This window comes from Proteiniclasticum sediminis, from assembly GCF_018128025.1.
GTDB classification, from domain to species: Bacteria; Bacillota; Clostridia; order Clostridiales; family Clostridiaceae; genus Proteiniclasticum; species Proteiniclasticum sediminis.
On sequence record NZ_JAGSCS010000018.1, the window covers coordinates 20,829 to 43,430 of the forward strand.

27 protein-coding genes are annotated in these 22,602 nt (G+C 54.2%); 18 read left to right on the plus strand and 9 right to left on the minus strand.

The window, feature by feature from the left end:
- Positions 1-139 precede the first annotated feature (139 nt).
- Together KCG48_RS11855 and KCG48_RS11860 are read left to right on the plus strand one after the other, a co-directional pair.
- Positions 140-1,231: a DUF3048 domain-containing protein gene (locus tag KCG48_RS11855; protein WP_211802416.1), complete on the plus strand. Its 1,092-nt coding sequence runs from the start codon at positions 140-142 to the stop codon at positions 1,229-1,231.
- 28 nt (positions 1,232-1,259) lie between these two features.
- Entirely contained in the window at positions 1,260-1,448 is a 189-nt protein-coding gene (locus KCG48_RS11860; protein WP_211802417.1) for a hypothetical protein, read from the plus strand.
- Positions 1,449-1,504: 56 nt separating this feature from the next.
- Here the strand turns inward: KCG48_RS11860 and ypfJ are convergent, their stop codons facing one another.
- Positions 1,505-2,365: a KPN_02809 family neutral zinc metallopeptidase gene (ypfJ, locus tag KCG48_RS11865; protein WP_211802418.1), complete on the minus strand. Its 861-nt coding sequence runs from the start codon at positions 2,363-2,365 to the stop codon at positions 1,505-1,507.
- Positions 2,366-2,853: 488 nt separating this feature from the next.
- Between ypfJ and sfsA the strand changes: the two genes are divergently transcribed.
- From sfsA to KCG48_RS11885, 4 genes are all read left to right on the plus strand, one after another.
- A complete protein-coding gene (gene sfsA / locus KCG48_RS11870) occupies positions 2,854-3,552 on the plus strand; it encodes a DNA/RNA nuclease SfsA (protein ID WP_211802419.1) in 699 nt (232 codons plus the stop codon).
- Positions 3,553-3,643: 91 nt separating this feature from the next.
- A complete protein-coding gene (locus KCG48_RS11875; protein ID WP_211802420.1) occupies positions 3,644-4,321 on the plus strand; it encodes a beta/alpha barrel domain-containing protein in 678 nt (225 codons plus the stop codon).
- A complete protein-coding gene (locus tag KCG48_RS11880) occupies positions 4,318-4,548 on the plus strand; it encodes a hypothetical protein (RefSeq protein WP_211802455.1) in 231 nt (76 codons plus the stop codon). The genes KCG48_RS11875 and KCG48_RS11880 overlap by 4 nt, the downstream gene beginning before the upstream one ends.
- Before the next feature lie 15 nt (positions 4,549-4,563).
- The gene (locus KCG48_RS11885; protein ID WP_230977116.1) at positions 4,564-6,072 is read left to right on the plus strand and encodes a carboxypeptidase M32; all 1,509 of its coding nucleotides are present in this window, start codon (positions 4,564-4,566) and stop codon (positions 6,070-6,072) included.
- Positions 6,073-6,144: 72 nt separating this feature from the next.
- Here KCG48_RS11885 and KCG48_RS11890 read toward each other — a convergent pair whose 3' ends face one another.
- The gene (locus tag KCG48_RS11890) at positions 6,145-6,849 is read right to left on the minus strand and encodes a 5'-methylthioadenosine/adenosylhomocysteine nucleosidase (RefSeq protein WP_211802421.1); all 705 of its coding nucleotides are present in this window, start codon (positions 6,847-6,849) and stop codon (positions 6,145-6,147) included.
- A gap of 224 nt (positions 6,850-7,073) precedes the next feature.
- Between KCG48_RS11890 and KCG48_RS11895 the strand changes: the two genes are divergently transcribed.
- The 4 genes from KCG48_RS11895 to KCG48_RS11910 all read left to right on the plus strand — a co-directional run bounded on the left by KCG48_RS11895 (position 7,074) and on the right by KCG48_RS11910 (position 9,802).
- Positions 7,074-7,265, plus strand: coding sequence for a hypothetical protein (locus tag KCG48_RS11895; protein WP_211802422.1), 192 nt, complete (start codon positions 7,074-7,076; stop codon positions 7,263-7,265).
- A 131-nt stretch (positions 7,266-7,396) separates the two neighbouring features.
- Entirely contained in the window at positions 7,397-7,990 is a 594-nt protein-coding gene (locus KCG48_RS11900; RefSeq protein WP_211802423.1) for a type IV toxin-antitoxin system AbiEi family antitoxin domain-containing protein, read from the plus strand.
- A complete protein-coding gene (locus tag KCG48_RS11905; protein WP_331000395.1) occupies positions 7,987-8,826 on the plus strand; it encodes a nucleotidyl transferase AbiEii/AbiGii toxin family protein in 840 nt (279 codons plus the stop codon). The genes KCG48_RS11900 and KCG48_RS11905 overlap by 4 nt, the downstream gene beginning before the upstream one ends.
- Before the next feature lie 232 nt (positions 8,827-9,058).
- Positions 9,059-9,802, plus strand: coding sequence for a tRNA threonylcarbamoyladenosine dehydratase (locus KCG48_RS11910; RefSeq protein WP_211802424.1), 744 nt, complete (start codon positions 9,059-9,061; stop codon positions 9,800-9,802).
- Here the strand turns inward: KCG48_RS11910 and KCG48_RS11915 are convergent.
- Positions 9,799-10,011 carry a DUF4250 domain-containing protein gene (locus KCG48_RS11915; protein ID WP_230977117.1) on the minus strand — a complete coding sequence of 71 codons (213 nt, stop codon included), beginning with the start codon at positions 10,009-10,011 and terminating at the stop codon, positions 9,799-9,801. The genes KCG48_RS11910 and KCG48_RS11915 overlap by 4 nt on opposite strands.
- A 299-nt stretch (positions 10,012-10,310) precedes the next feature.
- Here KCG48_RS11915 and KCG48_RS11920 point away from each other — a divergent pair, with 299 nt between their 5' ends.
- The 6 genes from KCG48_RS11920 to KCG48_RS11945 all read left to right on the plus strand — a co-directional run bounded on the left by KCG48_RS11920 (position 10,311) and on the right by KCG48_RS11945 (position 14,295).
- Positions 10,311-11,336 carry an NADH:flavin oxidoreductase/NADH oxidase gene (locus KCG48_RS11920; protein ID WP_211802425.1) on the plus strand — a complete coding sequence of 342 codons (1,026 nt, stop codon included), beginning with the start codon at positions 10,311-10,313 and terminating at the stop codon, positions 11,334-11,336.
- Between the two features lie 60 nt (positions 11,337-11,396).
- Entirely contained in the window at positions 11,397-12,263 is an 867-nt protein-coding gene (locus KCG48_RS11925; protein WP_211802426.1) for a DMT family transporter, read from the plus strand.
- A 64-nt stretch (positions 12,264-12,327) separates the two neighbouring features.
- The gene (locus tag KCG48_RS11930; RefSeq protein ID WP_211802427.1) at positions 12,328-12,543 is read left to right on the plus strand and encodes a heavy-metal-associated domain-containing protein; all 216 of its coding nucleotides are present in this window, start codon (positions 12,328-12,330) and stop codon (positions 12,541-12,543) included.
- A gap of 206 nt (positions 12,544-12,749) precedes the next feature.
- Positions 12,750-13,115 (plus strand): YkvA family protein, encoded by a 366-nt coding sequence (locus KCG48_RS11935; RefSeq protein ID WP_211802428.1) that lies wholly within the window; start codon positions 12,750-12,752, stop codon positions 13,113-13,115.
- 152 nt (positions 13,116-13,267) lie between these two features.
- Positions 13,268-13,591, plus strand: a complete 324-nt coding sequence (locus KCG48_RS11940) for a PTS lactose/cellobiose transporter subunit IIA (RefSeq protein WP_211802429.1) — start codon at positions 13,268-13,270, stop codon at positions 13,589-13,591.
- Complete coding sequence (locus KCG48_RS11945) at positions 13,588-14,295, plus strand: GntR family transcriptional regulator (RefSeq protein WP_211802430.1); 708 nt, start codon at positions 13,588-13,590, stop codon at positions 14,293-14,295. The genes KCG48_RS11940 and KCG48_RS11945 overlap by 4 nt, the downstream gene beginning before the upstream one ends.
- A 100-nt stretch (positions 14,296-14,395) precedes the next feature.
- Here KCG48_RS11945 and KCG48_RS11950 read toward each other — a convergent pair whose 3' ends face one another.
- The 6 genes from KCG48_RS11950 to KCG48_RS11975 are packed head-to-tail and all read right to left on the minus strand — an operon-like array spanning position 14,396 to position 20,208.
- Positions 14,396-15,220 carry an ABC transporter permease subunit gene (locus KCG48_RS11950; RefSeq protein WP_211802431.1) on the minus strand — a complete coding sequence of 275 codons (825 nt, stop codon included), beginning with the start codon at positions 15,218-15,220 and terminating at the stop codon, positions 14,396-14,398.
- Complete coding sequence (locus tag KCG48_RS11955; protein ID WP_211802432.1) at positions 15,213-16,007, minus strand: ABC transporter permease subunit; 795 nt, start codon at positions 16,005-16,007, stop codon at positions 15,213-15,215. Before KCG48_RS11955 ends, KCG48_RS11950 begins: the two co-directional genes overlap by 8 nt.
- Complete coding sequence (locus KCG48_RS11960) at positions 16,004-16,894, minus strand: ABC transporter ATP-binding protein (RefSeq protein ID WP_211802433.1); 891 nt, start codon at positions 16,892-16,894, stop codon at positions 16,004-16,006. Before KCG48_RS11960 ends, KCG48_RS11955 begins: the two co-directional genes overlap by 4 nt.
- Positions 16,895-16,935: 41 nt before the next feature.
- Positions 16,936-18,606 carry an SWIM zinc finger family protein gene (locus KCG48_RS11965; protein ID WP_211802434.1) on the minus strand — a complete coding sequence of 557 codons (1,671 nt, stop codon included), beginning with the start codon at positions 18,604-18,606 and terminating at the stop codon, positions 16,936-16,938.
- Between the two features lie 22 nt (positions 18,607-18,628).
- Positions 18,629-19,012, minus strand: a complete 384-nt coding sequence (locus KCG48_RS11970; RefSeq protein WP_211802435.1) for a hypothetical protein — start codon at positions 19,010-19,012, stop codon at positions 18,629-18,631.
- Positions 19,009-20,208, minus strand: coding sequence for a class I SAM-dependent methyltransferase (locus KCG48_RS11975; protein ID WP_211802436.1), 1,200 nt, complete (start codon positions 20,206-20,208; stop codon positions 19,009-19,011). Before KCG48_RS11975 ends, KCG48_RS11970 begins: the two co-directional genes overlap by 4 nt.
- Before the next feature lie 213 nt (positions 20,209-20,421).
- Here KCG48_RS11975 and KCG48_RS11980 point away from each other — a divergent pair, with 213 nt between their 5' ends.
- Both KCG48_RS11980 and KCG48_RS11985 read left to right on the plus strand, forming a co-directional pair.
- Positions 20,422-21,612, plus strand: coding sequence for an MFS transporter (locus KCG48_RS11980; RefSeq protein ID WP_211802437.1), 1,191 nt, complete (start codon positions 20,422-20,424; stop codon positions 21,610-21,612).
- Entirely contained in the window at positions 21,612-22,544 is a 933-nt protein-coding gene (locus KCG48_RS11985; RefSeq protein WP_211802438.1) for a GNAT family N-acetyltransferase, read from the plus strand. Before KCG48_RS11980 ends, KCG48_RS11985 begins: the two co-directional genes overlap by 1 nt.
- The last annotated feature ends 58 nt before the right edge of the window (positions 22,545-22,602 follow it).

Here is a 22,602-nt window from a genome sequence, read left to right on the forward strand (position 1 = left end):
AAGGGAGGAGAGACTGGAAGAAAGGGTGAAAATCTGATTTTTCAGCCAAAATTTCCCAGCAGATGTGGTAAGATAAGGGAAGGAATAATCAGAATTATTGAGGTGGACCCCAGGTCCATCGCCAATCGGGAGGCAAAACATGAGAAAATGGATGATCCTGGCCGTTTTAAGCTGTACGATCCTGGCTGCAGGCTGCAGCAAACCCTCCGTCTCGCCGGGGGAAACCCCCGCTGAGACCCCCGCGGAAACCCCCATTGAAACTCCAGCCGAGACTCCGGGGGAAACCCCCGCAGAGACTCCCGTAGAGACCCCTGCTGAGGTACCCGTGGCCCGGTACGGTCAGGTTCCCGACGGCATCTCCCCTCTGACAGGTCTTCCCTATACGGGAGACGGCAAAGTGATCATGGTCCAGATGGAGAACACCGCAGCGGCAAGACCCCACAGCGGCTTATCCCAGGCAGACCTCATCTATGAGATGGAAGTGGAAAGCACCATCACCCGGCTCACCACCTTCTTCCTCAGCAGCTATCCGCAGAAAGCCGGTCCCGTGCGCAGCGCCCGGAAACAGCATATTTTCCTCTGGAGCGAGTGGCGTTACCTCTATGCTTTCTACGGCGGATCCCAGCCGGAAGGTCAGAATATCTACGACTGGATCAGGGAGCTGGGGATCACCAGCCGCTATCTGGACGGCACCAAGGGAGCCAAGTCCTTCTCCCGGTCCACGGACCGCGTAGCGCCCCATAACGCCTACACCAATCTCACCTACATCATGGACAATCTCTACGACTTCACCCCGGTGGACCGCTCCCTCTACTATGACGGTGCCGCCGACATGACGGGAACCCCAGCTACCAAGGTGTCCCTGTCCTACCGATCGGACAACAACATCACCTATACCTATGATGCCGCCACCAAAACCTACCTCCGGGCCATCAACGGGAAGCCCATGATGGACAAGGAGAATGATCAGCAGATTGCTGTGACGAACATCATCATTCAGCATGCGGGCCACCACAAGGTCCCCAATCTGCCCTATACGAACATCGACCTCATCGGCAGCGGTACGGCGGAGTATTTTTCCCAGGGGATGATGCGCAAAGGCACCTGGGAAAGAAAAGATGCAAAATCCTTCACCATCTACTATGATGAGAATGGACAGGAGCTTCCCCTGACACCGGGAAAAACCTTCATCCAGATTGTCCGTCCCGAGACGGCGGTGACGGCGGAGTAAGACGTCTAGAGAAAAAGGAGCACAGATCATGGAGTTTATTAAAGACAATTGGTTCGGGGGACTGGTTCTCCTGGCCCTCGTCTACTATTTACTAAAAGGCCGAGGAAAAGGGATCTTCACCACGAAGGATTCCCAAGGGAACAATCTCTACCACGGCGGATGCTGCAGCGGCAATCCCTTCGATGACGGCCTGAAAAAACCGGAAGACAAGGAATAGGAAAGAGCCCCGGAACCCTTCCTGACGAAAGGTTCCGGGGCTCTGCATTTTCAGGGTTAGAGATCATTGGTGTTGAAGGTGTCGCCGTGCTCAAAATCGCCGTACTGGAAGCCCAGCTTGAACCACTTCATCCGCTGGGCCGAAGTGCCATGGGTGAAGGAATCGGGGACGGCATAGCCCTGGGCATTCTTCTGGAGACGATCGTCGCCGATGGCGTTGGCGGCATTGAGGGCCTCCTCCACATCGCCAGCCTCCAGGTAGCCCTGGCTGGCGGCATACTTGGCCCAGACCCCGGCGTAGTAGTCGGCTTGGAGCTCTAACATCACCAAATACTTATTGAACTCGGTCGGACTCAGCTGTCCGCGCAGATCCTGAACCTGCTGGGAGGTGCCCAGAAGCGTCTGCACATGGTGTCCCACTTCATGGGCTACCACATAGGCCATGGCGAAATCTCCCGGGGCGCCGAAGCGCTGGCTCAGCTCCTGAAAAAAGCTCAGGTCGATGTAGACCTTCCGGTCTCCCGGACAGTAGAAGGGACCTGTGGAGCTGCCGGCAGTGCCGCAGGCCGACTGGACGCTGCCGCTGAAGAGCACTAAAGTAGGTTTTTCATAGGGCTTGAGGTTATACTCCCGGAATATTTGCGTCCAGGCATCCTCCGTATCGGCCAGGACCACGGAGACAAAGTCCGCCAATTCCTGCTCTTCTGGAGTTCCCTGGTAGACCCCACCTGGATCCTGGGGGGTAATGCCTGGGCTGAGAATGGAGCCCAGATCGCCGCCCATGAGGGCAAAAATGAGGATGAGGATTATCCCCAGTCCTCCGCCGAACATGCCTTTTGTGCCGATGCCACCCATGCCGGATCCTGATCCGCGTCGATCCTCCACATTGGAGCTGGCTCTTCGGTTTTTCCATTTCATCACAATCACTCCTCTTCATCGGACCTTGCCGGTCCCGGTGGTGATAAGGGGGTTCTAACCCAATTATAGCATTTTTTTCGGGGAAACCTTCTCAGCCGCAAGAGAAGACACAAAAGGGCTGTGAATATTGCATGAACAATCCCCAGGAGGGATCTTCATTAAAGGTTAAGGTAAGGTTCATCGGGTACGTTGAAGGAAGAATCCCATGGTGCGGTGGAATTGATTCATAATTCAGAAATACGAAACAAGTTATAAATATGTTAATCCCATGTTAAGAAATAACAAACGAATTTTGAGCAGAAAAAACTTATCCACAGCGAATGGGGATAAGTCGGGGATTTTGTGGATAATTCTCCCATTGATTCTGTTATGTTTTCGGGGGGGCTGAACATTATCCACAGAAGCGGGGATAAGTCATACACAGATTGGGGATAACTTTTCCCGGTGGATTCTGCACAAAACTATGAGGAAAGCAAGGAGAAATAATTATGAAATTCACAAAAAATACACGGCGAGCCACCTTCCTGTCCCGGCCCAACCGGTTCAAAGCCCTGGTGGAACTGGAGGGGGAAACCCTGGAAGTCCATGTGCCCAATACTGGGAGAATCCGGGAAATTCTTCTCCCGGGCTCCACGGTGATCCTTCGGGAGGAAGCCAATCCCCTGCGAAAAACCCCCTACAGCCTCATCGCAGCCTACAAAGGGGAAGCGCTCATCAACATCGACTCCCAGATTCCCAATAAAGTGGTGGAGGAGGCCCTCCTGGAGGGAAGGGTGGAAGCACTGAAAGGCTATCGCCGCGTCCATCGGGAAAAGTTCTATGGGAACAGCCGCTTCGATTTTCTCCTGGAGAACGATGAGGGAAAGAAATACTATCTGGAAGTGAAGGGCGTGACCCTGGAGCACGAAGGCTTAGCCAGCTTCCCCGATGCGAAAACCGAGCGAGGCGCCAAGCACGTGGGGGAGCTCATGGAGGCCAAGGCCGAAGGCCATGGGGCCGGCATTCTCTTTGTGCTCCAGATGGAGAACATGAAGGGGTTCACCCCGGCCTATGCCCTGGATCCCTACTTTTCGGAAACCCTGGAAAAGGCCCATGCCCAGGGGGTGGAGATTTTCGCCTACGGCTGCAGGGTGACGGAAAGTTCCCTGGATCTTCAGGAGGAAGTGCCGGTGCATTTCCGGGGCTAGGCGCCTGTGGTATAATGAAAGCAATGCGGCCGGAAGAACGCTCCGGCCCGATTTGAAGCCTGTTACTCCCCGCCTTGAAAGGAGCATCACCATGAATACTGAAAAACGTCATGTACCGGTGATCACCACGAACCTTCGGGGACATATGATCGAAGTTCCGGAGGTCATCCGGAAGGCCACAGGAATCGTCATCCTGGGCAAGCGCATCAAATCCCTCCTGTTCTCCACGGATGTGGCGGTCATTAAGAATACCAATGCCGACGCCGTCATGAGCGTCTATCCCTTTACCCCCCAGCCCATCATCACCCAGAGCCTCATTGCAGCCTCCGATGTCCCCGTGTTTTGCGGGGTAGGGGGCGGCACCACCAACGGCAAGCGTGTGGTGAACCTGGCGCTGGATGCGGAGTTTAAAGGCGCCATCGGCGTGGTGCTGAATAGTCCCATCAAGAATGACCTGCTGTGCCGGGTGCGGGATATGATCGACATTCCCATCGTCATCACGGTGATCTCGGAGCATGAGGATCTGGAAGCCCGCATTGAAGCGGGAGCCACGATTTTCAACGTCTCCGGAGCCAAGGACACCGCCAAAATCGTCCGGAAAATCCGGGAAGCCTATCCGGAGTTTCCCATTATCGCCACGGGAGGGCCCACAGAAGAGAGCATTCTGGAAACCATCGAAGCCGGGGCCAACGCCATCACCTGGACGCCGCCCTCCAACACATTGATCATGAAGGCGCTCATGGACAAATATCGGGGGCAGATGCCATGAATCAAGGAATACTCGCCGAAAACTGCAAACACTGTCCCGAATACGGGGAAACCTGCGAGGGAAACGAACCCTCCTGCATCTGCTTCCGCTGTCCCCGAAACCTGGGGCAGTGCATCATCGTGAAGTACTGCCGGGAGACGGAGTCGGTGCTGGAGCTGGCCACCCCTTTGGACAGCGAACGGGAAATGATGATTGAACGGTACTACAAGCTAAAAAATATGGAATAGAATGGAGTGAAGGTATTGGAAAATTACAAAGACGGCATTGCACAGTTTCAGAAGGTTCAGCGCGAACTCTCCAATCTTCGGGATGCCCAGGGAGTCCTCTATTGGGATATGTCCACCATCATGCCGCCCAAAGGTGTAGAGCGAAGATCCGAGGTCATCAGCTACCTCTCCGCCCAGGTCTTCAAGATTGAGACCGATCCGAAGTACGGCGCCCTCGTGGATGAGCTCTATACCCATCTGGACGATATGGACGACCGGGAAAAGGCCATGATCAAGGATGCCAAAAAGAGCCTGGACTTCATGCGCAAGATTCCGGAAAGCGAGTACCTGGAGTACAGCAAGCTGGTGGCTTCCGCCGAAACCTACTGGGCCGATGCCCGAGCCAAGAATGACTACGCCGCATTTCGGCCCATCCTGGAAAAAATCGTGGGCTTTAACAAGAAAATCGCGGAATACATCGGTTATGAAGACACGCCCTACGATGCGCTGCTGGATCTCTATGAGCCCGGCGCCACGGTGAAGAGCCTGGACAAGGTCTTCCAGGAGCTGCGGGACGGTCTGGTGGAGCTGATCCAGAAGATCAACCAAAGCCCGGTGACCATCGATGCCTCCATTCTCCAGGGAAACTATGCCGTAGAGCCCCAAAAGGAGTACAATCGGGCACTGGCCCAGCGCCTGGGCTATGACTTTGACCGGGGAGCCATCGCAGAAAGCGCCCATCCCTTCTCCACGAATTTTGGAAACTCCGATGTCCGCATCACCACCGCCTACAGCAAAGAGGATCCGGTGACGGCCATGTACTCCACCATCCATGAGACGGGCCATGCCATCTATGAGCAGAATATCCCCGACGATCTCACCTATACCAACATCGGCCGGGGAGTCTCCATGGGAATCCATGAGTCCCAGTCCCGATTCTACGAAAATATTCTCGGCCGCAGCCGGGAGTTCCTGGAAGCGGAGTTCCCCAATATGGCAGAAGCCTTTGCGGGGCTGAAAGCCTACAGTGTCGATGACGTGTATCGAGCCATCAACAAGGTGGAGCCTTCCCTCATCCGCATCGATGCGGACGAACTGACCTACAGCCTCCACATCATCATCCGCTATGAGCTGGAAAAAATGCTCATCAATGGCGAGGTGAACTTCGACGAGCTGCCCCAGCTCTGGGCAGACAAGTACACGGAGTATCTGGGCGTAACCCCGGACACCTATGCCAACGGCGTCCTTCAGGATGTCCACTGGGCCGGCGGCATGATCGGCTACTTCCCCAGCTATGCCCTGGGCAATCTTAATGGCGCACAGCTCCTCTACAAGGGAATCCTTCGGGATCTGCCCGACTACCAAGAGCTCATCCGCACCGGTCAGCTGGACAAGATCACGGCCTGGCTGGCGGAGAATGTCCACCAGTATGGCGCCACCTATGAGCCCCAGGTCCTCATCGAGAAGATCACCGGGGAAAAGCTCAATGCCCAGTACTTCCTCCAGTACCTCAAGGAAAAGTACAGCAAAATCTACGAGTTCTAATAACGCTAAAGTCCGGGGAAAAGCAAATCTGCTTTTCCCCGGACTTTCCCTTGGGATCAATTGGATGACACGTTAGCTGCGCAGGGCTTCCACCAGATGGAGGATCAGCTCCACGGTGTTCTCCACCGCCAGATCCTTGAACTTTTCGTAGTCCATGCTAGCGCCGGTGCTGGCGTTGTCGGAAATGGCCCGGATGACGGCGAAGGGGATGTTGTTCAGGTAAGCCGTCTGGGCGATGGCTGCTCCTTCCATTTCGCAGGCGCTGGCTCCGAAGGTGGTGGCCAGATCCTGAATCCGCTCCTTGCTGCTGATGAATTCATCACCGCTGACGATGATCCCCTTGTGGGTGCTGTAGGCGGTGTTTTTCCGGGAGTAGGCATAGGCCGCTTCCGTGAGGAAGGGATCCGTCGCAAACGTTGAGGTTTCGAAGCGGGGAATTTCCCCGCGCTTCAGTCCAAAGGCCGTCACATCCATATCATGCTGAATGAGGGAGGTGGCTACCACCACGTCCAGAGGAACGATGGCTTCGCCGATGCCCCCGGCGACCCCTACATTGACCAAGTGGGTGATGTGGAAATCATCCACGAGGATCTGGGCGCAGACTGCGGCGTTCACCTTGCCGATGCCCGAGACCACCATGACCACATGGACATCCCGGAGAGTTCCTTCGTAAAACTCCATGCGTGCTTTGGTTTTCTGCCGGGACAGGGTTAAGAGCTCCCGGATGGGGGCCAGTTCTTCTTCCATGGCACAGATGATGCCGAATATCTTTTTCATCGTAAACTCCTTCTTGGGTTTTTCTCCAGGAAAACCCGATCATTTCTTCTTTATTCTATTGTAGTATATTCCGGCATAAAAGACATTCCTTCCCGTGGTGCTTTTTTGGGCAAGATAATTGGAGCTAGGGATTTTGAGGACAAAGCCTCAATTCCAAAAGGCAAAGACTGCAGGCCTTGTCAAAAGAGATTGGATAATGAGCGGGTTCGTTTAAAAAGGCGAGGTTGGATTTAGGACTGACAAGGCAGGTTAGAACTCTGATGGTTGCTTTTGAAAAGGAAGAAGAAGCAACAGCAGCAGCTGCAGAAGAAGAAGAAAATGTTGACTTTCATGCACAACAAATTATTGAAAATGAGTTTAAAAGTCAAATTTTTTCACTCCAAATGATGAAACAGGATTTTAGAAGGACCTTATGATTACGGAGATAGATCATGAGAATAATCAAAATAGAGGAGAAAAGAGAAATATAATCAGACATGATGATTTGACATTTATGCTCAATAATGCAAGAATTATGAGTATAAATGTCTAGTAAAGGCGGTGCATCATGACAAACTCAAAAAAGATCATGGAAATCATGGAGAAAAACAATGGAATCATTACCTCATCGGAAGTGACTAATGCTGGAATTTCACGAGGAAGTCTGAAGCATCTTGTTGATACGGGACGAATAGAAAGAGCAGCTCGAGGAGTTTATCAAACGAAGAATGTTTGGGATGATGAGATGTATCATCTTCAGGTTCGTTATAAAAAAGGGATTTTTTCTGGGGAGACTGCATTGTTCCTGCACGATTTAACCGATAGAACTCCGATGCAATATCAAATGACCTTTCCCAGCAGTTATAATCTAACGAATGTGAAGCACAATAAGGTTAAGGGCAACAGAGTCATTCCCAAACTTTATGAGATGGGAGTTGTGGTGGTTAAAACACCAGCGGGTAATCGGGTTCGGGCATATTCCGTTGAACGGACACTGTGCGATATTTTACGAAAACAGAATGATGTGGATATTCAAGTCGTTTCAGAGGCTTTCAAACGGTATGTTGAAAGAAAAGATAAAAATATCCCCTTGCTTTCGGAGTACGGGAAAAAACTTCGCGTTGAGGGGAGACTGCGCGCGTATCTGGAGGTGTTATTGTGATAAATGCTATGCAACTCAAAGCGGTGATCAAGCGTATCGCAACGGAAAGCAATATCTCTGCTCAGCTGGTTCTTCAAAACTATATGATGGAAAGATTCTTGGAAAGAATTGCTGTTTCCGATTACCAGAGGAACATTATTATCAAAGGCGGGCTCTTGATTGCAGCCATGGTGGGGCTAGATACCCGGGCAACGATGGATCTCGATGTCACGATGAAAAGAATCAGCGTAACCGAGCAAAGCATAAAGACGATGCTTGAAGATATTTGTCAGATTAAGCTTCAGGATGATATTTCTTTTACCATCATGAATATTCATGAAATTCGTGCAGGTGATGAGTATCAGGGGTATCGTGTCTCCCTAACAGCGAACCTTCCTCCTCTGGCAGTACCCTTTAAAATGGATATTACTACGGGGGATCCAATAACACCTCATGAGATTACCTTTGATTTTAAGTTATTACTTGAAGATCGGAACATTCAAGTTCTTGCATACAATCTCGAGTCGATCATCGCGGAAAAAATAGAGACGATTCTCACTCGGGCCGATCAAAATACAAGGCCTAGGGATTTTTATGATGTCTACATTTTGCATCAGTTTTATCATCATCAATTTGAAGCCAATGCATTAAGAGATGCGATCAGGGCAACAGCGGAGAATAGAAGTTCATTTTCTGTTATTCGCGATCATCAAAGTATCCTTCCAGTTATTCGAGACAGTATGATCATGAAACAGCGATGGAGCAGTTACCAACAGGATTTCGATTACGCCAGGGGGGTTTCTTTTGATGACGTATGCGCAGTTATTGCTGATATTGCCAATCGATGCATCCCCTAAAAGAAGAGGTAGAATGACCTAAAGAATGAATTTGAAAAAGCGTGCGGGATGCGTATAATAAGAACAGTATATTTGAGGAAGATACCGAAAAAGGGGAGTTTGAAAAAAATGCACCCAGGGGTTGATCCTTCCAGCGGAAGCAAAACAGAAGGTTTTTCGCTTCGGGCACCTCTTTGAAAGGAGGAGCAGGGACTTGGCGATACCGATCTTGAAGAGAAGAAAAGGATGGAAAATGATGCAGCATGAATTAAGAAGAACGGAGATGCTCCTGGGAGCAGAAAATCTGGAGAAGCTCCACCAGGCGAAGGTCGTCCTTCTGGGGCTGGGCGGCGTCGGCGGGGCAGCCTTTGAAGCCCTGGTCCGGGGCGGTGTGGGACACCTCACCGTGGTGGACAATGATATCTTCACCGTGTCCAACCTCAACCGGCAGCTTCTGGCCACCTATGACAATCTGGGGCAGTCCAAGGTGTTCGCAGCCCTTGCGCGGGGAAAGGCCATCAACCGCTACTGCACGGTGGTGGGCATGGAAGCCTTCATCAACGGTGAAAATCTGGCGGAGCTCATCGCCGAGGATACGGATTATGTCATCGACGCCATCGATACCGTCACCGCCAAGCTCCAGGTCATCACCTACTGCAAGGAAAAGAACATCCCCGTCATTAGCTCCATGGGAACAGGCAACAAGCTGGATCCGGGACAGCTCCAGGTGACGGATCTGGCGAAAACCACCATGTGCCCCTTAGCCAAGGTCATGCGCCATGAACTGCGAAAGCGGGGCATTACCTCGGTGAAGGTGGTGGCCTCCACGGAAAAACCCCGGGTCCCCCACGTGCTGGAACCCGTGGCGGAGGAAGGCCCCGTGAGCCAGATGAAAAAAAGAAGCGCTCCGGGGAGCACTTCTTTTGTACCGCCCACGGCCGGATTTCTCCTGGCGGGTGCGGTGATTCGAGATCTCTTGGGTTCAGACTTGGATTAGGGCATACGGAACTGATTGATTTCGCCGATGTACTCATAGCCGTATTCGCCCAGTTTGTTCACCAGATGGGACTGATCCAGCATGTAGTTGTCGCACAGCGCCGGCAGCGAATGGAACTCATCCCGGAGTTTCGTGTTCACGAGGCTGAGCAGGATAAACGGATCCATCTCCCGGACGGTTTCATTGTTCAGCAGGGTGTCGTTGGTCATGACGATCGCTCCTTCAGTTTGAATTTGTTCTCTATCATAATTATAGAGGATTGCCTTGGACTTTAGGGAATTATTAACAAGAGTTTGATTTTTGTTCGAATATCGTTAATTTATTGTCGATTTTTGTATGTATTGTGACATACACTATCCAAGAAATGTCCGTGAGGCCCCGGGGGGAACCCTTGGGGCTTATGGACATTCTTTTCAATTGACGGTAAAATTGAAAGGAAGTGTTATGAAAATTCAAGAAAGAGGAGTTGAAAAGCCTGACTCTTGCGGGGAACGAGCGGGCGATGAGCATGAAGACATTCGACGAGTACACCGTAGGCAACCTGGTGCTGAAAAACCGCGTGGTTATGCCGCCCATGTGTATGAATATGGCCCATGACGGCATGGCCACGGATTTCCACTATATCCATTACGGCAATGCCGCCCTGGGGGAAGTGGGACTCATCATCGTGGAAGCCACCGGCGTTACCTCCGGCGGGCGAATCAAGGACCGGGATCTGGGTCTGTACCGGGATGATCAGATTCCCGGCCATCAGAAGATTGTGGAGCTGGCCAAAAAGTACGGTTCCCATATCGGAGTTCAGCTGGGCCATGCCGGCCGCAAATGCCTCATCGAGGGCGAAACCATCGTGGCGCCTTCACCCTTAGCCTTCAGCGAAGACTATTTCCTGCCCCATGCCCTGACGGAGCCGGAGCTGAAAGACATTGTCCAGGCCTTTCAGGATGCAGCAGTGCGAGCCTTGAAAGCCGGGTATGAGCTCATCGAGCTCCATGGAGCCCACGGGTATCTCCTCCACCAGTTCTTAAGCCCGCTGTCCAATCAGCGCACCGACGCCTATGGCGGTTCCCGGGAAAACCGGGTGCGGCTCCTGAAAGAAGTCACCGCTGCCGTGAAGGCCGTGCTCCCGGAAAACTTCCCCCTGATCCTTCGGGTCTCCGCTTCCGACTATGTGGAGGGGGGGATCGATCTTACGGAAATGGTGGAAATCATCCAGCTGGTGAAGGAGGACTTCCACATGATCCATGTGAGCTCCGGCGGACTGGATGTCCGGCAGGAAATCACCCTCTATCCCGGATATCAGGTGCGGTTCTCCGAGGAAATCCGGAAAATCTGCCAGATTCCCACCATCGCCGTGGGACTCATCACGGAGATTGCCCATGTGGAGGAAATCCTCCAGAATGACCGGGCGGACCTGGTGGCCCTGGGCCGCGTCCTCCTTCGGGACCCCTTTGTCATCATCAAGGAAGGCCATGGTCATGTTTCCCCTCTCTTCGCCTACAAGCGGGGATTCAATGTGAACTGGGCCAGAAAATAGCTCATCGGCTCTCCTTTTTTGGGAGAGCCCTTTTCAACACAAAAGATAAGGAGGACAACCATGTCCGCAAGAAAGAAAGCCATCCTACAGCTCATCATCGCCTCCATTCTCTGGAGCACCGGAGGCATCCTCATCAAGCTCATCGACTGGAATCCCGTGGCCATCGCCGGCTCCCGAAGCCTTATTTCGGGCCTGGTGATTCTCTTCTACCTGAAGCGGCCCAAAATCACCCTCTCCAAGGCCCAGGGCATCGGCGCCCTGGCCTATGCCTCCACGGTGATCCTCTTCGTCATGGCGAACAAGATGACCACGGCGGCCAACGCCATCCTTCTCCAATACACCGCTCCGGCCTTTGTGGCGGTTTTGGGGGCGTGGCTCCTGAAGGAAAAGGTCCGCTGGTATGATCTGCTCTCCATTCTCTGTGTCTTCGGAGGCATGATCCTCTTCTTCACCGATTCCGTGGGCCAGGGAAGCGCAGCGGGAAATGCGCTGGCTGTGATCAGCGGCTTCATGCTGGCCTGCGTCACCATCGCCCTTCGGTTCCAGAAGGACGGGTCCCCCGTGGAAACCATGCTGCTGGGCAATTTCCTCACCTTCCTGGTGGCCATTCCCTTCATGGGCGGCGGCCTTCCCTCCACCCAGGGACTCCTGGCCATCCTGGCCCTGGGCGTCGTTCAGCTGGGCATCTCCTATATCCTGTATGGATTAGCCATTAAGCACCTCAGCGCACTGGAAGCGGTGCTCATCACCGTCATCGAGCCGCTCCTCAATCCCGTGTGGGTCTTTCTCTTCAACGGGGAAAAACCCACGCTGCTCTCCCTTCTGGGAGGTCTTGTGGTGGTGGCCGGCGTTTTCAGCCGAAACATCTTCTACGCCCAGAGCATGGAAAAGGAACGGAAAAAAGCCGGAGAATCTTTTGAATCTTGACCAAAGTCAAGGAATCCCTGTCTTCCTCAGGCTATACTGAAGAAAACGAAGAGGAGTGAACCCCATGAAAAAGAATACCCTGCAACTGGATACCCTTACCTGCCCCAGCTGCGTACTGAAGATCGAATCAGCCCTGAAGCGCCTGGACGGCGTGGAAAGCGTCGATGTCCTCTTTAACGCCAGCAAAGTGAAAGTCCAGTACGACGAAAGCCGTCAGAGCACCGACTCGCTGAAAAGCACCGTCACCGCCCTGGGCTATGATGTCCTGGCGGTGAAATAGACCAGGGACCATCAAGAAGGATGAGGTTATGGATTCCGAGGGTCCCCCTATAGGAAATCTTTAACACCCAAAAGCACTGCGGAGAAAGGTCTCCCGGTGCTTTTGGCGTTGAAGCCTGTTATGCCCCAAAGGAAGGGGCTTCCCGCAAAAAAAATCTCTACCCGGGATGGGACTTCCCCCAAATAATGGATCAAGGAGGATGGAAAATGAACCTGAAGGAAAAAGCCAAGGGGCTAAAGCGGGATATTCCCGCAGTGTTTCTCGCGCTGAAGAAGAGAGAAACCCCCTGGTATGCCAAAGTCATAGCCTTTTTGACCGTGGGTTATGCCCTCTCTCCCTTAGACCTGATCCCGGATTTAATCCCGGTACTGGGATATTTGGATGATCTCCTGATTCTGCCGCTCATGGTGGCCTTCACCATCCGCCTCATTCCGAAAGAAGTCATGAAGGGGTGCCGGGAAGAAGCGGTCACCCTCTGGGTTTCGGGGAAACCGAAAAAATGGTACTACGCCCTGCCGGTGGTTCTCCTCTGGCTCCTTCTTCTGGGCTTTCTCCTGCGAAAACTGCGCTGATGTCCATCATCTCCCCAGTCCAAGACAAGGCTTTCCCTTAAGGGGAGCCTTCTTTTTTTTTCCTGCCTTGCCCCGGCGTTCATCATCTTGTATGATTTGACTAAGAACGGCATAAGACGGGACCCCGAGGGTCCGGTCTGAAGGGGAACACCATGAAGGAATTGGAGAAAGAAAGTTTTGCCATCATCGCCCATACGGGAGAAGCCCGGTCAGCCTACCAGGAGGCCGTGCGGGCAGCCAAGAGCGGAGACTTTGAGGCCGCGGAAAAGCTCCTCAAAGAAGGCGAAGAGGCTCTTCTCGCCGGCCATATCGTCCACGGAAAAATCCTTGCCCGGGAAGGGACCCCGGAGCGCGCTGTGGTGGACCTGCTTCTGGTCCATGCGGAGGATCAGCTCATGAATGCGGAGACCTTCCGCTTCATGGCCCGGGAAATGGTGGAAATCCATCAGAAACTCGCCGGGGAGGGGAAGCTGTGAGCATCAAGTACAAGGATATCAGCAATCGGCTGGAGGAAGAAATCCTCCAGGGGATCTACGATAAGGGGGACAAGCTGCCCACGGAGGAAAAGCTCGCCGCCCGCCATGGGGTTTCCCGGAACACCATCCGAAAGGCACTGGAGATCCTCGTCCGCAAAGGACTCATCATTTCCATCCAGGGCAGCGGGGTCTTTCTTCGCCATGCCACGCCCCAGGGAGCACTGAATCTGGAGGACTTCAACGGCCTCACGGAAAGTTTCTCTGGCCAGGAGGTCACCTCCGAGGTGCTGGAGCTGAAGCTCATCCGGGCCGATGAAAAGCTCTCCTTGGCCATGGGCTGTCGGCTGGGGGCCCCCATCTACTTCGTGAAGCGCATGCGCCGCATCGATGGCGTTCCCTACGTGGTGGAGTATGCCTACCACAACCAGGAGCACATCCCCTACCTGGATGAGAAGATCGCCGCCGGTTCCATCTTCCGCTACATCCGGGAGGAGCTGGGCAAGGAAATCGGCTATCTGGACCGGGAGATCAGCGCCGCCAAGCTGGGGGAGGAGGATGCCCGTCTTCTGGGCCTCCAGGCTGGGGATCCGGCCCTCATCTCCACCAACCGGGGATTTCTCAAAAATGGGGAAATCTTTGATTATTCCGTGGATATTCACCACTATCAAACCACCCGATTTTTGAAGCTGTCCGATTACCGGTGAAGGAAGAAGGAAAACAAGCCAGAAAAGTCAGGATTAAGAAATGTGCCCGAGAAAAAGCCAAGGCTTTATCTCGGGCACATTGGATTTCCTAGGTTTTTTACTAAATGCTCATGTCCCGCTGGGTATACGTCTTAAAAGCCAGGGCGAGAAGGGCTCCGGCGAAGATGAGGGTCAGGAGGGCATAGAGCAGGGGAAGCTTTGCCGTGTCCACCACCTCTGCCATGGGGAAATAGCGAAGAGGGGTGAGGAGCCGAAGAAGTCCCGGTTCTTCCAGAAGGTCTGTGAAGACGGAGAGGGCGTAGGCGAAAAATACCGCGCCTAAAGTCAGCCCCTGGGCCTGCCGTGGTTTTTTCAGGGCGCTGGCCGAAAAGATTCCCAGGGCCAGGTAGAGGAGCATGAGGAGGAAAAGCCCCAGGGATTCTATGCTCAGGATCCTCGTGACCTGGGCCTCAGGCACATAGAACCAGAGGGTATAGCGGCTGATGCCGTAAAGGATCAGGGAGAGGAGGAGAAGAAGAAGCATCCCGGCCAGAAGCTTTGTGGCCAGGAGGTTTTTGCGGGACCTCGGTTTCACCAGAAGAAACTCGGAGGTTTTGCCCAGCTCCTCCTTGGCCACCAAGCGAGAGCCCAGCATGGCGGCATAGATGACGCCCCCCAGGACCACATAGTTCATGAGGATGCCGTGATAGCCCTGGGCGGTGGAAAGATCCAGATCCGAGAATCCGAAGACCGCCAGGAGCACCCGGGGCATAGCCTCCATGAAACTGGAGAGGTCCCCCATATCGGTGCCCATGAAGGAGTATTCGCTCATGCCCCAGAAGATCAGGGCGCCGAGGGAGAGGGTCCACAGGAGGAGGCCCTTGGCTTCCACCCGAAGTTCCCGGAGAAAAAGACTGGTGCTAAACGTTCGTGGAGACTTAGGCATGGATCTCCCTCCTTTCCAGCAGGGCATAGGCAGCGCCGGTGAAGAAGACCGTGAGGAGGAGGGACAGGAGAAGGTGCGGTCCGTCCAGATGGCGATTCTCCAAAATCGGCATCAGTTCAAAATACCGAAAGGGGGTGAACCAGGTGAGGTAGGCCTTGTCCAGGATCTGGCTCACCATGGCCAGGGCGAAGAAGCCAAATACTGTGGACAGGGCTAAGGAGACCGTGAACCGAATTTTTCGAAGGAGCACCCCCAAAAATGCGCCAAAGGCATAGAAGAGAAGACTTAAGAGAAACCCTGCCAGCTGCAGAAGAAGGAGGAGCCGAAGATCCCGGGGGCCTTCCTTCAGCAGGGCTTCCGCCAGGGTTGCCGTGAGGAGAAGGAAGAGATTGGTGACCAGGAGGATGGACAATCCACTGAGGAGCTTTGGGGTGAAAAGGGCAAAACGCCGCCGGGGTTTCGTCAGGAGAAAGTCTGCGGTTTTTCCGCTGATCTCCTTCCCCAGGAGACGAAGGCCCAGATTCATGGCCAGAACCGCCAAGGCGAGAAACAGATAAAGATCCACATAGGACAGGAACCCCTCAAAGGTGAGGAGAAGCTTGGCATTGATCGATAAGGCCGCCAAAAGCTCCGGGGGATACCCCTCCAGAATCTTCAGGTAAGCATCCCCTTCCTTGGCCATGGCCGGATACATGAGGAGAAAGAGAAAGAGGGTGCCGCAAAGGGAGAGGATCCAGAGGAGCGCTGCGCGCCGGTTCTTCCGGAGCTCATGCCAGAAAATATTCATTTTTGGTCCTCCTTCTCGTAGTAGTGGAGGAAGACCTCCTCCAGACTGGGCTCCTCAATGAGCATGTCCCGAAGGGGAGCCTGGGCTAAAAAGGGCAGGATGCGGCTCATGTCCCCCTTGTAGATGAAGCTCACCGTGTGGTTTTCCCGGGTCACATGGGTGATGCCTTCCACCGCCAGAAGCTCCTCCAGGGACCCTTCTTTGGTCTCCAGAGTAAAGCGCCGGTAGGACTCATCCCGGAGATTATTGATCTCGTCCAGCTTCACCAGATGACCCTCCCGAAGGATCGCCACCCGGTGGCAAAGCTTCTGGACTTCACTGAGGATGTGGGAGGAGAAGAAGATGGTTTTCCCCCGCTCATTCTCTTCCTTCAGGAGGTGGAAAAACTTCTGCTGCATGAGGGGATCCAGACCGCTGGTGGGTTCATCCAGGATGATGAGCCGCGGGTCGTGGAGAAGGCCCTGGACGATGCCCACTTTCTTCCGGTTGCCGTAGGAGAGGTCTTCGATCTTTCGGCTAAGATCCAGCTCCAAAAGCTCCGACAGCTCCGCGATGCGCTTTTTGCAGTCCTTCTTGTAGAAGGAGGCGGAGTAGGCCAGAAGCTCGCCCACCTTCATCTCCTCATAGTAGTACACCTCCGAGGGAAGATACCCGATGTCCTCGGCAATGAGGGCAGCATCCTTTCGGGAATCTTTCCCGAAGATTTCAATGGAGCCTTTTGTGGGGGCGATGAGGTTCAGCATGGTCCGGATGGTGGTGGATTTACCGGCCCCGTTGGGACCGATGAAGCCGAAAATCTCCCCTTCCTTCACGGAGAAGCTGAGATCTTCCACGCCGCGGTGTTTGCCGTAGTATTTGGTCAGGCCGTTGATTTCGATGATGTTCATGGGGCGCCTCCCTAAAGACGGTGGACAGAGGAGTGCGGGCACTATTCGGGAATGTAGGTGCTACTTTGGGCATAGCGGTCCTTCAGCTGAAGAAGGGCGCTGTGGAGGAGCTTTTTGCTCTTGTTGCGCATGACCAGGGTGAGGATCAGTTCATTGGCTAACTTTTCCTGGCCGTAGACGTAGAGCTTTTCCACGAGATCGGCGATGTGCTCGTAGTCCTTGCGGCCGGTGAGGTGCTGAGCCCGGCTTTCAATGTGGGCCGACAGGAGCTTTGCCGCTTCCTGGCCGTATTCGGGATTGAGGAAGGCGTAATGCTCCACAATGAGCTCTGGGTTGTCTTCCAGGAACTCCAGGAGCCTGCGCTTGTCCTTTTCCTCCAGGAGGATCCGCTTGTAGATGCCTTTGGTGTTCTTTTGCAGTTCCTCATCCATGATGAGGCGTTCATAGACCCCGGGCCAGTCGTGGGGACTGATGGATCGCTTGAGGTCGGCATAGGCTTTGTACTCCCCCAGCTGCAGGAGCCTGCGGGAGGCGGCGATATAGCTTTCCTGATCCTGGAGGAGCTTGCGGATTCCCGCCTCGAGGGTCAGCCAGCGGATGAGTTCATCCCAGTTCTTGCCCGACCTTTCCACCCCTTCCCGGACGATGAGAAGGGCTTCGTGAAGCTTTCCCCGGCCCAGGAGGGACTCCGCTTCCATGAAGCGGAAGTCGGTGACCTGGGGGTTTTCCCGGCGAAGCTCCAGGGCTTCTTCGGCCTTGCCGATCATCATGAGGAGCTCATATTCTAAGAAGAGGAGATTGTTTCGGTCGTGGGGAAGAAGACCTTCCTCCTCGTAGACGAGAAGCAGGGTCTCGTAGAAGTGGTCAAAATCCGTTTCCGTGGTGATGTAGCTCTTCATGATCCGAAGAAGCGTGGTCACTTCGCTGAGGTCCTTCAGGTTCTGGCAGATCCGCCGAAGCTCCCGGAAGAGGAGCTGGCTTTCCCGGGCAGTGTACTTCTTCTCCGCCAAGGGGATCAGGGCTTCTTCATAGATTTTCAGGTAATGGGCATTGAAGAGCAGCTGGTCATAGCCCTTGTGAGGAAGGCTCACCATTTCAAAAAGCAGAAGGTAGAGGAGAACGCCCCGGAGGTAGTTCCGTTCCTTCACCGCCTGGCGGGCGTCCTCATGCGTTGAGAGGAGGAGATTGAAATACTTCACGAAGGATTCCCGGGGGGAGCGGGTTTTCAGCGCCGAATAGGCGGAAAGGAGCTCATCCCGGGTATTCTGGAGATGCTCCTCATCGGTGGTGCTGATGAAGCTCTTGCGGATGATCACGGGAATATCCTTATAGTAGCTGCGAAGAGAAAGGATGAAGGCGATGAGCTCCTCCTTCTCCGCCCCTTCCAGGATTTCCTTAAGGCTGCTTTTGCTGCTCTTCAGGGAGGCCTTGGGGGTCTTGGGCAAAGGGACTTCCTTCCCGGGGAGGTCCTTTTGCAGGAGAAGGGCCAGAACATGGGGACAGAGGGTTTCCGCATGACAGGTGCAGGAATAGTGGAGAATCTCCTCCCCCTCCAGCTGGATCTTCTGCCGGTAGTCTTTTCCGTCGCTGATCACGGCGCTGAGGACGCCCCCGCTGAAGAGCCTTTTTTTCACGTGGCCCTCCTGTAGGAGCTTCATGGCTTTCAATTTGGGAAGTTCCGGGGACTGGTCAATGAGGGTTTGTCTGTTCATGAAGACCTCCTTTGCGATGGTGCTACAGGGCAGGAATGGGGAGGAAGGTGAGATAAATGGAATAGAGAAGAAGTGCCCCCAGGAGGTTGAAGAGAAGCATGATCCATACTTTCTCCTCATTTTTCCCCGTGGTCAGGGCGATGAGGTAGAGCACATCCTCCATGGCCAGGATAAAGAGCAGAATGTAGATGACATAGTACGTGCGAAAATACGTGGATCCGATGAAGGGGAGAAAGAGCCAGGGCAGGATCCAGGCCAGGGAAAAGCGGTTGAAGAGGCGCATGCCGTTTTGCTCCTTCCGCCAGATTCGGTTGAGTTTATAGGTCATCTTGGAGCCCAGGTGCAGGGTGGACCAGAAGACCACCACCACAAGGGTGAGGAAGAGACCCAGCACGTAGGCCGTCATGGAAGCACGTCCAGATCATGAAGATTTCCGTAGGTGTACTGATCCAGGTGGTAGCGGAAGGCAGGGTAAATGCCTAAGGCGCGGATCAGGTCTTCCGCTTCCTTCCTGGAGGCCTCATTGGGCTTTCCCGTGCGGAGGGCTCGGATCATGAGGTTTTTCGGCGTTTCCAGGGGAGAAATGTATTCCACGATGGACACCTCATAGCCATGCTCCTCCAGGAGCAGTCCCCGGAGTCCGTCCGTGAGGGTATCCGCCATGCGGGCCTTCAGGATGCCGTGCTTCAGGATGCCCTCAAAGGGGGCATAGTGGTAGGTGCGGAGCATCTCCTTGTGGCAGCAGGGCACCGCCACGATGAAGTCCGCCTCCTTGGCCACGCCGAAGGCCAGGGCCATGTCCGTGGCTGTATCGCAGGCGTGGAGAGAGAGCACCACATTGATCTTCCGATCCGACTGGAAGTCCTTCACGTCCATGGCATGGAACTCCATATTCCGGTAGCCCAGCTGCTGCTGGATGGCCCGGGAAGCCGCGATGACCCCTTCGGAGATATCGATGCCGATGAAGTGGCACTTCATGCGCTTCACTTCCGTCAGGTAGTAGTTAAGGACAAAGGAAAGGTAGCTCTTGCCGCAGCCCACATCCACAATGGTCACGGTGCTCTGGCGCTTCAGGGCTTCGAAGTTCTTTTCCAGAAGCTCCACATAGTGGTCGATCTGGTTGTATTTTCGGATTTTGTCGTTGCGGATTTTGCCGTCGGGGCTCATGATGCCGATGGCCTTGAGGAGCTCCGGTGCCTCCGTGGCTTTGATCCAGTAGTTCCGGTTGAGGAGGGTGGAGGTTTCCTTGGCTTCCTCGCCGATTTCCGTTTTCAGCGCCTGGGTGGTCATGCCCACGTTTTTCGGCGTGGCGGTGATGATGAGGGCAGAGCCCCGCTCCTTGTAGGTGGCGGTGAGCTCCTCATACCGGGAAGCTTCCGTGAGCACATCCGCCAGGACTTCTTTCCAGGGGAGAAGCCGGGTGACCCCGCCGAAGTTGTAGGAGAGGGTGCCTTCGCCATTGGGGAGGGCCTGTCCTTTAAAGGTCTTGAGTCCGGCTTTGAAGCGGACCTCGAAGGAGAGGAAGATGGCCTCATTGTCCGCATAGCGGCTCTCCAGGCCCAGGAAGAAGAGACGCAGTTTATCCAGGGATGTTTTATTCATCAGATCCGATCCTTTCTCCGCAGACAGCATTTTCCGTAAAGAGGTTCACCCCTTGGCCGCCTGCCGGATCCGGGAGGAGCCCTGGGGGCTTCCCGGCAATTTAATTTGAGCTTTGCTTCTATTTATATTATATCTCAATGGCTTATAATTATGTATAGATTATTGAGGTGGAGTCCTTGGGCCCCGCCGCAAAATAAAGAAATGGAGAGTCCCATGCAGAAAAACAAAAGAACGCAGTTTGGCGTTGTCGTCATCTTTCTCCTCATGTTCCTGTCTCCTTTTATTGAAAACACCCGGGGAATTTTTATCCCCATTTTCAAGGAGGAGTTTTCCGTTTCCAACACCCTGATTTCCGGCATGATCACCGGCGTGTCCCTTTTGGGCATGGGGGTGACGTTTTTGGGCGGAGCCATTACGGAAAGGATCGGCCAGCGAAAGACGATTTTTCTGGGGATTTTGCTGCTTCTTGGCGGCATCCTCATTCAGTCCCAGGCGCCCACCTTCTTCTGGTTCTTCCTGGGCTTCATTCCCATCATCGCGGGAATTAACCTTTACAACGTGGCGGCCAACACCCTGGTGCCCATCCTCTTTGCCGGCACCTCCACCCTGGCCATGAATCTTTTCCACTTCATGTACGGCGCCGGCTCCACCGTCTCCCAGAATGCCATTGGCTTTCTTCTGGAGCGGAACGTCACCTGGCGCAGCATCTATGTGTACATCGCCGTCCTTTATCTTTTGATCCTCCTGGTGTTCCGCTTCACCCACATCAGCGATGCGCCCAAGGTGGAAGGGGCAGAAAAAGGCCCCAATCTTCTCAAGAGCCCCCTGCTCTATGCCTTTGGCTTTGCCCTGGGATTCTATGTCTTTGCGGAGCAGGGCCTTTCCCTGTGGCTGACCAATTATCTCAAGGTGGCCTTTGGCTTTAAGGAAAGCCTGGGGGCCCGCTATATTGGAATCTTCTTCCTGGTCTTTGCCCTGGGCCGCTTCTTTGGCGGATTTCTGGTCCAGAAGACCGGGGTTCTCCGCTCGGTACTCGTCTCCCAGATCTTGGCCCTTCTCACCCTCACGGCGGGGATCATCCTGGGCGAGACTTACGTCATCGTCATCAGCATTTCCGGTCTCTTCTTTGCCGTGGTCTATCCGTCTCTGCTGTCCCTGGTGACGGGGATTTTCCGGGAGCGGCCGGGCTACGCCACGGGCATGGTCATCACCCTCATCGCCCTGGTGAATAACCTCATGACCCTTCTCATGGGCATTCTTACGGATCTTCTGGGGGAGGCCAAGTCCATCTATATGCTGCCCCTGTCCCTGGTGCTTTCCATCCTCCTGGTGGTGTACATCCGGAAAGAGGCCGAAAAGCGGAAAAGCCTGACCCCTAGAGGGAAGAAAGGGGAGGAAGCCTAATGGAAAAGAAAAGAGTGCACATGGAGGAAATCCGGGAGTCGGAAGGCAAAGAATACATCATCCGGGATGCGGACCGCATCACCGTGGGCCGGTTCACCATCATCGAGAAAAATGAGGCCCAGAAGAGTGTCCTCCTTCGGCTCCGGTTCTACATCGCCACGGAGAAGGGACTCCTTAAAGAGGCTCTTCGGGTTCTGGTCCGGGGATTTCTCCGGGAAGGGGCCTTCTTCAAAATCAACATCATCGTCACCGACGAGATCAGCACCACCCCCTTCACCGAGCTGGGCTTCACCCTGGAAGGCATCCTGGTGAACAACAGCTATTCCCACGCCGAGATCACCAACGAGTATCTCTTCGGCACGGACAACACCCGCTTTGACCAGTTTCGGGAGTTCAAGCTCCTGGCCCTGGAAGGAGAACGCACCACGCTGAAGCTGGCCTCTCCGGAGGATGCCGAGGCCTTTGCCCAGTATTACACCTGGAACCGGGAATATCTGAGACGCTTTGAGCCTCTCCGGGACAAGGAGTTCTACACCGTGGAGGGACAGCGCAAAGCCCTGGAGGAGTCCTACCGGAACTACCTCAACGGCCTGGCCATTAATTTTGGCATTTACAGCGGGACCACCCTCATCGGGAAGGCCCAGCTGTCCAACCTGGTGTATGGGGGTTTTCGCAGCGCCAATCTCGGCTACAGCCTCCATCGGGACTATGAGGGCAAAGGCCTCATGCAGGATGCCTTGAAGGCGGTCCTGGCCTATGCGGGCGAGGAGCTTCGCCTGCACCGGATTGAAGCCTCCACGCTCCTGGAAAATGCCAGGTCCCAGAACACCCTGAAAAAGCTGGGGTTCAAGCTGGTGGGACTCAATGAGAAATACCTCTACATCAACGGACAATGGCAGGATCACTACACCTTCTCCCTCATTCTGGAATAACGAAGGCTCCGCGTAGAGCGGCTGATCAGCGCAAATCATCCCCAATGACACTGCAGGA

Coding starts and splice junctions, on each gene's coding strand:
- KCG48_RS11950 (WP_211802431.1), bottom strand. CDS start 15,220: ATGCCTAAGTCTCCACGAACGTTTAGCACCAGTCTTTTTCTCCGGGAA.
- ypfJ (WP_211802418.1), bottom strand. CDS start 2,365: ATGAAATGGAAAAACCGAAGAGCCAGCTCCAATGTGGAGGATCGACGC.
- KCG48_RS11900 (WP_211802423.1), top strand. CDS start 7,397: ATGACAAACTCAAAAAAGATCATGGAAATCATGGAGAAAAACAATGGA.
- sfsA (WP_211802419.1), top strand. CDS start 2,854: ATGAAATTCACAAAAAATACACGGCGAGCCACCTTCCTGTCCCGGCCC.
- KCG48_RS11940 (WP_211802429.1), top strand. CDS start 13,268: ATGAAGGAATTGGAGAAAGAAAGTTTTGCCATCATCGCCCATACGGGA.
- KCG48_RS11915 (WP_230977117.1), bottom strand. CDS start 10,011: ATGACCAACGACACCCTGCTGAACAATGAAACCGTCCGGGAGATGGAT.
- KCG48_RS11975 (WP_211802436.1), bottom strand. CDS start 20,208: ATGAATAAAACATCCCTGGATAAACTGCGTCTCTTCTTCCTGGGCCTG.
- KCG48_RS11920 (WP_211802425.1), top strand. CDS start 10,311: ATGAAGACATTCGACGAGTACACCGTAGGCAACCTGGTGCTGAAAAAC.
- KCG48_RS11980 (WP_211802437.1), top strand. CDS start 20,422: ATGCAGAAAAACAAAAGAACGCAGTTTGGCGTTGTCGTCATCTTTCTC.
- KCG48_RS11955 (WP_211802432.1), bottom strand. CDS start 16,007: ATGAATATTTTCTGGCATGAGCTCCGGAAGAACCGGCGCGCAGCGCTC.
- KCG48_RS11875 (WP_211802420.1), top strand. CDS start 3,644: ATGAATACTGAAAAACGTCATGTACCGGTGATCACCACGAACCTTCGG.
- KCG48_RS11930 (WP_211802427.1), top strand. CDS start 12,328: ATGAAAAAGAATACCCTGCAACTGGATACCCTTACCTGCCCCAGCTGC.
- KCG48_RS11935 (WP_211802428.1), top strand. CDS start 12,750: ATGAACCTGAAGGAAAAAGCCAAGGGGCTAAAGCGGGATATTCCCGCA.
- KCG48_RS11890 (WP_211802421.1), bottom strand. CDS start 6,849: ATGAAAAAGATATTCGGCATCATCTGTGCCATGGAAGAAGAACTGGCC.
- KCG48_RS11970 (WP_211802435.1), bottom strand. CDS start 19,012: ATGACGGCCTACGTGCTGGGTCTCTTCCTCACCCTTGTGGTGGTGGTC.
- KCG48_RS11985 (WP_211802438.1), top strand. CDS start 21,612: ATGGAAAAGAAAAGAGTGCACATGGAGGAAATCCGGGAGTCGGAAGGC.
- KCG48_RS11910 (WP_211802424.1), top strand. CDS start 9,059: ATGATGCAGCATGAATTAAGAAGAACGGAGATGCTCCTGGGAGCAGAA.
- KCG48_RS11960 (WP_211802433.1), bottom strand. CDS start 16,894: ATGAACATCATCGAAATCAACGGCCTGACCAAATACTACGGCAAACAC.
- KCG48_RS11880 (WP_211802455.1), top strand. CDS start 4,318: ATGAATCAAGGAATACTCGCCGAAAACTGCAAACACTGTCCCGAATAC.
- KCG48_RS11855 (WP_211802416.1), top strand. CDS start 140: ATGAGAAAATGGATGATCCTGGCCGTTTTAAGCTGTACGATCCTGGCT.
- KCG48_RS11860 (WP_211802417.1), top strand. CDS start 1,260: ATGGAGTTTATTAAAGACAATTGGTTCGGGGGACTGGTTCTCCTGGCC.
- KCG48_RS11965 (WP_211802434.1), bottom strand. CDS start 18,606: ATGAACAGACAAACCCTCATTGACCAGTCCCCGGAACTTCCCAAATTG.
- KCG48_RS11925 (WP_211802426.1), top strand. CDS start 11,397: ATGTCCGCAAGAAAGAAAGCCATCCTACAGCTCATCATCGCCTCCATT.